At 73.2% G+C, this 6,043-nt stretch carries 7 protein-coding genes and 1 pseudogene; 5 read left to right on the forward strand and 3 right to left on the reverse strand.

What is annotated here, in order from left to right; all coding sequences use genetic code 11:
- A pseudogene (locus ACYVM4_RS15740) lies at window positions 1-261 on the reverse strand (serine hydrolase); the annotation flags it as partial.
- A 364-nt stretch (window positions 262-625) separates the two neighbouring features.
- Window positions 626-1,609, reverse strand: coding sequence for a GlxA family transcriptional regulator (locus tag ACYVM4_RS15745; RefSeq protein WP_460669135.1), 984 nt, complete (start codon window positions 1,607-1,609; stop codon window positions 626-628).
- Window positions 1,610-1,711: 102 nt separating this feature from the next.
- Here ACYVM4_RS15745 and ACYVM4_RS15750 point away from each other — a divergent pair, with 102 nt between their 5' ends.
- A complete protein-coding gene (locus ACYVM4_RS15750) occupies window positions 1,712-2,326 on the forward strand; it encodes a hypothetical protein (protein WP_460669136.1) in 615 nt (204 codons plus the stop codon).
- 233 nt (window positions 2,327-2,559) lie between these two features.
- Here the strand turns inward: ACYVM4_RS15750 and ACYVM4_RS15755 are convergent, their stop codons facing one another.
- The gene (locus ACYVM4_RS15755; RefSeq protein ID WP_460669137.1) at window positions 2,560-2,931 is read right to left on the reverse strand and encodes a VOC family protein; all 372 of its coding nucleotides are present in this window, start codon (window positions 2,929-2,931) and stop codon (window positions 2,560-2,562) included.
- 188 nt (window positions 2,932-3,119) lie between these two features.
- On the opposite strand from ACYVM4_RS15755, the gene ACYVM4_RS15760 reads away from it, so the two are divergent.
- The 4 genes from ACYVM4_RS15760 (at window position 3,120) to ACYVM4_RS15775 (ending at window position 6,008) form a co-directional block, all read left to right on the forward strand.
- Entirely contained in the window at window positions 3,120-3,740 is a 621-nt protein-coding gene (locus ACYVM4_RS15760) for a TetR/AcrR family transcriptional regulator (RefSeq protein ID WP_460669138.1), read from the forward strand.
- Between the two features lie 10 nt (window positions 3,741-3,750).
- Window positions 3,751-4,557, forward strand: coding sequence for a VC0807 family protein (locus tag ACYVM4_RS15765; protein WP_460669139.1), 807 nt, complete (start codon window positions 3,751-3,753; stop codon window positions 4,555-4,557).
- A 146-nt stretch (window positions 4,558-4,703) separates the two neighbouring features.
- The gene (locus ACYVM4_RS15770) at window positions 4,704-5,549 is read left to right on the forward strand and encodes a hypothetical protein (RefSeq protein WP_460669140.1); all 846 of its coding nucleotides are present in this window, start codon (window positions 4,704-4,706) and stop codon (window positions 5,547-5,549) included.
- A gap of 294 nt (window positions 5,550-5,843) precedes the next feature.
- Entirely contained in the window at window positions 5,844-6,008 is a 165-nt protein-coding gene (locus ACYVM4_RS15775; RefSeq protein ID WP_460669141.1) for a hypothetical protein, read from the forward strand.
- Window positions 6,009-6,043 lie beyond the last annotated feature (35 nt).

The following is a 6,043-nucleotide window of genomic DNA, read 5'->3' on the forward strand; positions in this document are numbered from 1 at the left end:
GGGGACCTGCTCGAACGAGGCCCGGGCGGCGGCGTCCAGCCTCGCCGCCTGCTCCTCCGGCAGCGCCTCGTCCATCTGCGAGGAGGGTTCCCGGGTGACGACGTCGTCGACGTCGGCCACACAGGCCTCCAGGGCGGAGGGGGCGGGGGTGTCCGCGGCTGCGGTCGCGGAGGACGGGACGCCGCCGGAGCCGCCGCTGGTCCCGAGGAGGAGCGCCGCCGCCGTGGCGGCGGCGAGCGTGTGGCGTGTGGGTGATGACATCTGCGTTCTCTTCCCGGTCGGCGGAGAACAGCTCTCGCGAGGTCACTCCGTCACGGAGGCGGTGCTTCAGGTGCTGTGTCGTGGACGACGTTGTCGATCCCCTGCGCCGTCCCTCTCCGGGAAGGCGGCCCTGGGGGCCCCTGCGGGCGCCGGGATCGAGGACGAGGCGGACCGGTCCCGGCCCTGCGGACCACGTGCGCGAACTCGGGAGACTCCGGACGGACCGCTCTCCTCAGCGTAGGCCTGCCCCTGCGGCAGGCCTACCGCCCCGCCCCGGATCGTTACCCGGCCACCGAAGATGTCGCACCCGACGGCGGACCGGAGCCGGGGTGCACCGCCGGCCGACGGGACCGGGTCCACAGGGTCACGGTGCCGACGTGGGACGGGGCGTGCGGCTGAAGCGGGCCCGGTGCTCGGTGGGCGAGATCGCGTACTGGCCCACGAAGCTCTGCCGCAGGGCCTCGGCGGACCCGAACCCGCACCGCCGGGCGATCTCCGAGACCGGCAGCGTGCTGGACTCCAGCAGGCGGGCGGCCGCGTCGGTCCTGGCCTGCCGCACGAACCGGGCCGGTGGCCGGCCGAGGTGCGTGTCGAAGAGCCGGGTGAGGTGGCGGGGGCTGACCCCGACGTGGCCGGCGACGGCAGCGGTGGACAGGTCCGCGTCCAGATGGGTGGTGATGAACCCGATCGCCGTCTGCACCACGTCGTTGCCCTCCCCGGCGGCGGTGAACAGGCTCATCTGGGCCTGATTGCCCGGTCGCTGCAGGTAGGTCACGAGGTTGCGGGCCACCTGCCGGGCCAGCGGCACGCCGTGGTCGTCCTCGATGAAGGACAGGGTGAGGTCCAGGGCGCTGGTGACCCCGGCCGCGGTGGCGATCCGCCCGTCGCGGATGAAGATCGGGTCCGGATCGACCTCGACCCGCGGATAGCGGCGGGCGAGGTCGGCGGCGAAGCACCAGTGCGTGGTGGCGCGCCGCCCGTCGAGCAGCCCGGCGGCGGCCAGGATGCTCGCGCCGGTGCACACGGAGGCCACTCGCCGGCTCGTCGCGGCGAGGCGCCGCACGTGCCGCAGGAGGGGCTCGGCGTCGGCGGCCCGCTGGTGGCCGAGGCCGCCGGTCACGATCAGCGTGTCGACCGGTCCGAGCACGTGCTCGAGAGCGCCGTCGGCCTGCAGGATCAGACCGGTCTCGCAGCGGATCGGGGCCGCGTGCAGGCTCAGCACCTGCACCCGGTAGGGGTCGCGCGGTCCGCCGATCACGTTGGCCAGGGCCAGGGGCGTGGTGATGCAGGCGATGTCGAGCAGCTCCGCCCCGTCGTAGGCGATCACCGCCGTGGCACGATTAGCCATCAGGTTCCCCTGTCACCCGCCGTGGGACGAGTATCCCAGGATTCCGGACGCAGCGGAGGAGGAGCCCGCAGCGTGACGTCCGGCCGGTCCTACCCTCAGGGCATGAATCACCGCTCTCCGTCCGCCACCCTCTCGTCCCCGGCGTCGACATCGCCGGCGCCTCGACTCGTCCGGGCGCTCGCGCGTCGGTGGCCGGCGATCCTCGGCCTGGCGTTCGCCGCGTTCAACCTCGCCACGGACGACCCTGACAGCATCACGGCCGTGCTCCTGGTGCTGGTGCTGGCGACGACGGCGTACGTGGTCATTGCGGTGCTCGTCCGTCCCCGCTGGTCCTGGCCGGTGCTCGGCGTCCTGGTCGTCGTCGTGGTCACGGCCCGGCTCGTCTCGTCAGGGCCGGCCGTCGAGCTGGCCGCGATGACCGCGATCGTGGTGGGCGCCATCGCTGTCGGCGCTGTCCGGGGAGCCTTCTCGCGGCCCGGGCCCTGTCGCTGGCAGCCGTTCGCCGCCGTCGGTTTCATGGCGCTCGGACTCGGTGCGCTCTGGCTCTCCCCGGAGGGCGGGCGCATGCTGATCGCGGCCGGCCTGATCGGCCACGCCGCATGGGATGCCGTGCACTGGCACCGCCACGCGGTGGTCTCGCGGTCGCTGTCCGAGTGGTGCGGCGCGCTCGACCTCACCCTCGGGGTCGGCGTCCTCGTGCTCGTCCTCGTCGGATGAGCCCGGATCGAACTGAAGGAGGTGCACGGCGCGCTGAGCACCCCGAATCCCCGCAGGAGGCTTGACGATGTCACTCATCACACCCATCACACCGGAGATCGTCCTGAGGGAACACCGAGACCGACTCGTCGCGGCCGAGCGCGCACGGCGGACCCCCTCCGACCCGGGACGGGAAGAGCGACTGGCCGGGGCAGCGCGACGCAACCGCCTCCGGGTCGAGCCGGCAGCGGCCGTCAGCGGCCCGGACGTTCGTGGAACTGAAGGTGGTGTCCGTCCGGCGCGTCAACGGTGGCGTAGGTCCCCCACGGCTCCCTGACCGGGTCGGACACCGTGGCGCCCCTCGCGCGCAGCTCCGCCACGGTCGCCGCGACGTCGTCGGCGGTGAAGGTCAGGTGGGCGCCTTCGCCGGGGGCCTTGCCGAAGGCCGCGGCCGGCGACAGGGCGATCGACGTCCGGGCGCCCGGGGGCCTGACCTCGATCCAGCGTGCGCCCCCGCCCATGTCGGAGTCCGTCACGACGTCGAACCCCAAGGTGTCCCGGTAGAACGCCAGCGCCTCCTCCTGGTCCCCCACGTACAGCACCGCCGCCGCCACGTTCGTGATCATGAGTTCCTCCTGCTGTCGGCCCTTCACCACGGATGCGTCAGGCCGGTAGACCTCACGCCTCCATGATGACCGTGCTCGGCACGTCCGCGCTCCCCTCTGCCGGGGTGTGACGAGCCGCCGACCCGCCCGCGGTCCGTAACACTCCGCACCCCCTTCCCCATATTGACCGCAGGGCCTATCTTTTGACCATGCGGTCAAGAGAGGTGCCGAGCGGCTCCCCCACCTTCACGGAGACGGCCCGCCGGGCCCAGATCCTGAGGTGCGCGATCGAGGCCATCGCCGAGTCCGGGTACGGGCGGGCCTCCCTGGCCGAGATCGCCCGCCGTGCCGGCGTGAGCAAGGGGGTGGTCTCCTACTACTTCGTCTCCAAGGACGAGCTGCTGGCCCAGGTGGTGGCCGACGTCTACCTCCGCGCGGGGGCCGCCATCGCGGCCCGCACGGACGCCGAGACCGATCCGTCGGCGGTGCTGACCGGGTACGTGGAGGCGAACCTGGCCTTCCTGGGGGAGCATCCGGCCGACATCCGGGCGGTCACCGAGATCGTGATGAACCTGCGGGCCCCGGACGGCGCCCACCGGTTCGCCCCGTCCGGGGCCGACCCGGTGCTGGCCCACCTGGAGCACCTGCTGCGCGACGGGCAGGAGGCCGGGACGTTCCGGGACTTCGACGCCCATGCCCTGGCGATCCTCGTCCGCGGGGCGATCGACACCGCCTCCGGGCGGCTGGTCACCGACCCGGACTTCGACCTGGACACCTACACCCGCGAGCTCGTCGCCCTGGTCGGGCTCGCGACCCGGAAGACACCCTGAGGAGACCGCTGTGAGCGTCCCGGATCCCGACCCACGGCCGACCGTTCCGCCCGCGGGGAAGCCGCCGGACAGGAACCCGGCTCCACCCCGGGCCTCGGCCGGCGGCACGGCGCAGGGCGTGCGGCGGACGAGCTGCCGGCGTCATCCGCTGGCGGGACTGCTGGGCGCGGGCCTGGTCCTGCCCTTCGCCCTGTACTACGGGCTGCGGCTGGCCGGGGCGGATCCCTGGGTGGCGCTGGTGCTCGGCGGGCTCGCCCCGCTGCTGCGCGTGCTCGTCACCGCGGCCCGCACCCGCCGGCTGGACCGGCTCGGGGCCTTCACCCTGTCCGTGCTGGTCCTCAACACCGCCGTGGGACTGATCACGGCCGACGCCCGGCTGCTGATGGCCCTGGGCGGCTGGCTCACCGCACTGCTGGGCACGTGGTTGCTGGTGAGCCTCGCCGGAGGCCGGTCCGTGCTGTTCGACGCCACCGTGGCCCTGATGCCCGTCGAGGCCGCCGATCGGTGGAAGCACGACTGGCAGCACAACCCGGGGTTCCGCCGGATCTTCCGGGCGATGACCGCGGGTTGGGGGGCCGCCTTCCTGATCGGGGCCGTCGCCCGCGCCGGAATGGCCTACACCCTGCCCGTCGACGCGGTACCGGTCGCCAGCGCCGGACTGCTGCTGGTGCTCCTGGTCGCCGTCGTCCAGGCCGGCAAGGCGTACGGGCGGCGGCACCTGGGCCCGACCACGACGACGGCCACCCCACGACGCTCCCCGCAGACGCCCGGCGGACCGGGCCCACGAGGCGAACCGGGCGCTGACCTGGTCCTTTGACCCCACGTTGCGCCCCGCAGGACCGCGCGATGTGAAAGTTCCCACTCGGCCTGGGCTTTCCCGGGTCAGTCCGGATAATGGGAAAGGCTGGCCCGAGCATCGTCGCGGGGACCAGCACCCCTTCCCCGGAATCGGAACAGGACAGCATGACTCTGGAAAAACCACGCACCGACACCCCCACGCCCGACGACCATCCCCGGGCCGAGGAGCAGGCCGAGAAGAAGAGCCCTGCCCTCAACATCCCGGGCCTGCTCGCCGGCGCCGCCACCGCCGCGACCATGTCCGTGATCGGCGGTCACCTCAGCGTCGTCGGCACCGTTCTCGGCGCCGCGCTGACCAGCATCGTCTCCGGTGTCGCCATCGTCCTCTACTCGGCCTCCCTCGAGAAGAGCCGCCGCGGCCTGAAGAAGGTGCACTCCACCGTGGCCCAGCGCGTGCTCGCGCGCCCCGGGATGGACGCCTCCGGGTCCGACGGCAGCACCGCACTGGCCGACGGCGGCCGCTGGAGCACCCTGCGCCCCCGGTTGAAGCCCATCCTGGTGAGCACCGGCGCCGTCCTCGGCCTCGCGGTCGGGGCCGTCTTCGGCATCCAGGCACTCACCGGCACCGAGCTCTCCGGCGGCACGGGCACGATCCAGCGCACCGTGACCGGCAGCGAGTCGGTGTCCGTGCGCAGCGACGTCACCCCCGTCCCGGTCGAGGACCCGGCCGCTGGCACCGGCGAGATCGCCCCCGCTGAGGGGACCGCCCCGACCGCGGAGGTCACCGTGCCCCCCGGTGGGGTCGCTCCGGGCGACGTCGCCCCCACGAGCGGAGCGGTGACCGAGGACGGCACCACGTCCGACGGCACGCTCCCGGACACAGGCGACCAGCAGTCGGACACCGAACAGACCGACACCGGTCAGACCGACACCGGCGAGGCGGGCGCCGGCGCGGCCGCCCAGCAGGGCGTCACCGGCGCCGACGCCGGGGCGGCCCCCGCGGCGCCGTAGCCGGGAGCGCGCACCTCAAGGACCCGGGGGCGGGGACGTGCACACCACGTTCCCGCCCCTTCTCCTGTCGGCACTCTCCGCCGGGGTCGGCCGCGCCATCTTTCGTCATGTTCGCCTGTCGCCCCTGACCAGGCCCGATGTTTGCGGAGCCTCCCGTGAGGTCTGGACTTAAGTCGACTGACATATGTCCCGGGCGGCACCTAACTTGGCCTCATCCCGGCTGCGGTCGCAGGCGGGAGGGGATCGACGAAGGGGATGACAGTGGCAGGGGTTCGAGAAGTTCGCGGAAATCAGGTGGCGCAGTGGCTGACGGTCGCGGCCGTCATGCTGTTCGTCGCCAACGGCGCCGTCCTGGCCCTCGGGTCCCAGGCCTACGGATGGGCCACGCTGCTGTTCGCGGCGGCCGGGTACTTCGCGGTCTCCACCGGGATCCTGGGACGCCCCCTGCGACAGCACTGACATCCGTACGAGCATCCACCGGCGCGGCGACGGCC

This window comes from Kocuria himachalensis, from assembly GCF_054784195.1.

Excerpts from the sequence above, each read along its gene's own strand:
- ACYVM4_RS15745 (WP_460669135.1), bottom strand. The coding sequence starts at position 1,609 with ATGGCTAATCGTGCCACGGCGGTGATCGCCTACGACGGGGCGGAGCTG.
- ACYVM4_RS15750 (WP_460669136.1), top strand. The coding sequence starts at position 1,712 with ATGAATCACCGCTCTCCGTCCGCCACCCTCTCGTCCCCGGCGTCGACA.
- ACYVM4_RS15755 (WP_460669137.1), bottom strand. The coding sequence starts at position 2,931 with ATGATCACGAACGTGGCGGCGGCGGTGCTGTACGTGGGGGACCAGGAG.
- ACYVM4_RS15760 (WP_460669138.1), top strand. The coding sequence starts at position 3,120 with ATGCGGTCAAGAGAGGTGCCGAGCGGCTCCCCCACCTTCACGGAGACG.
- ACYVM4_RS15770 (WP_460669140.1), top strand. The coding sequence starts at position 4,704 with ATGACTCTGGAAAAACCACGCACCGACACCCCCACGCCCGACGACCAT.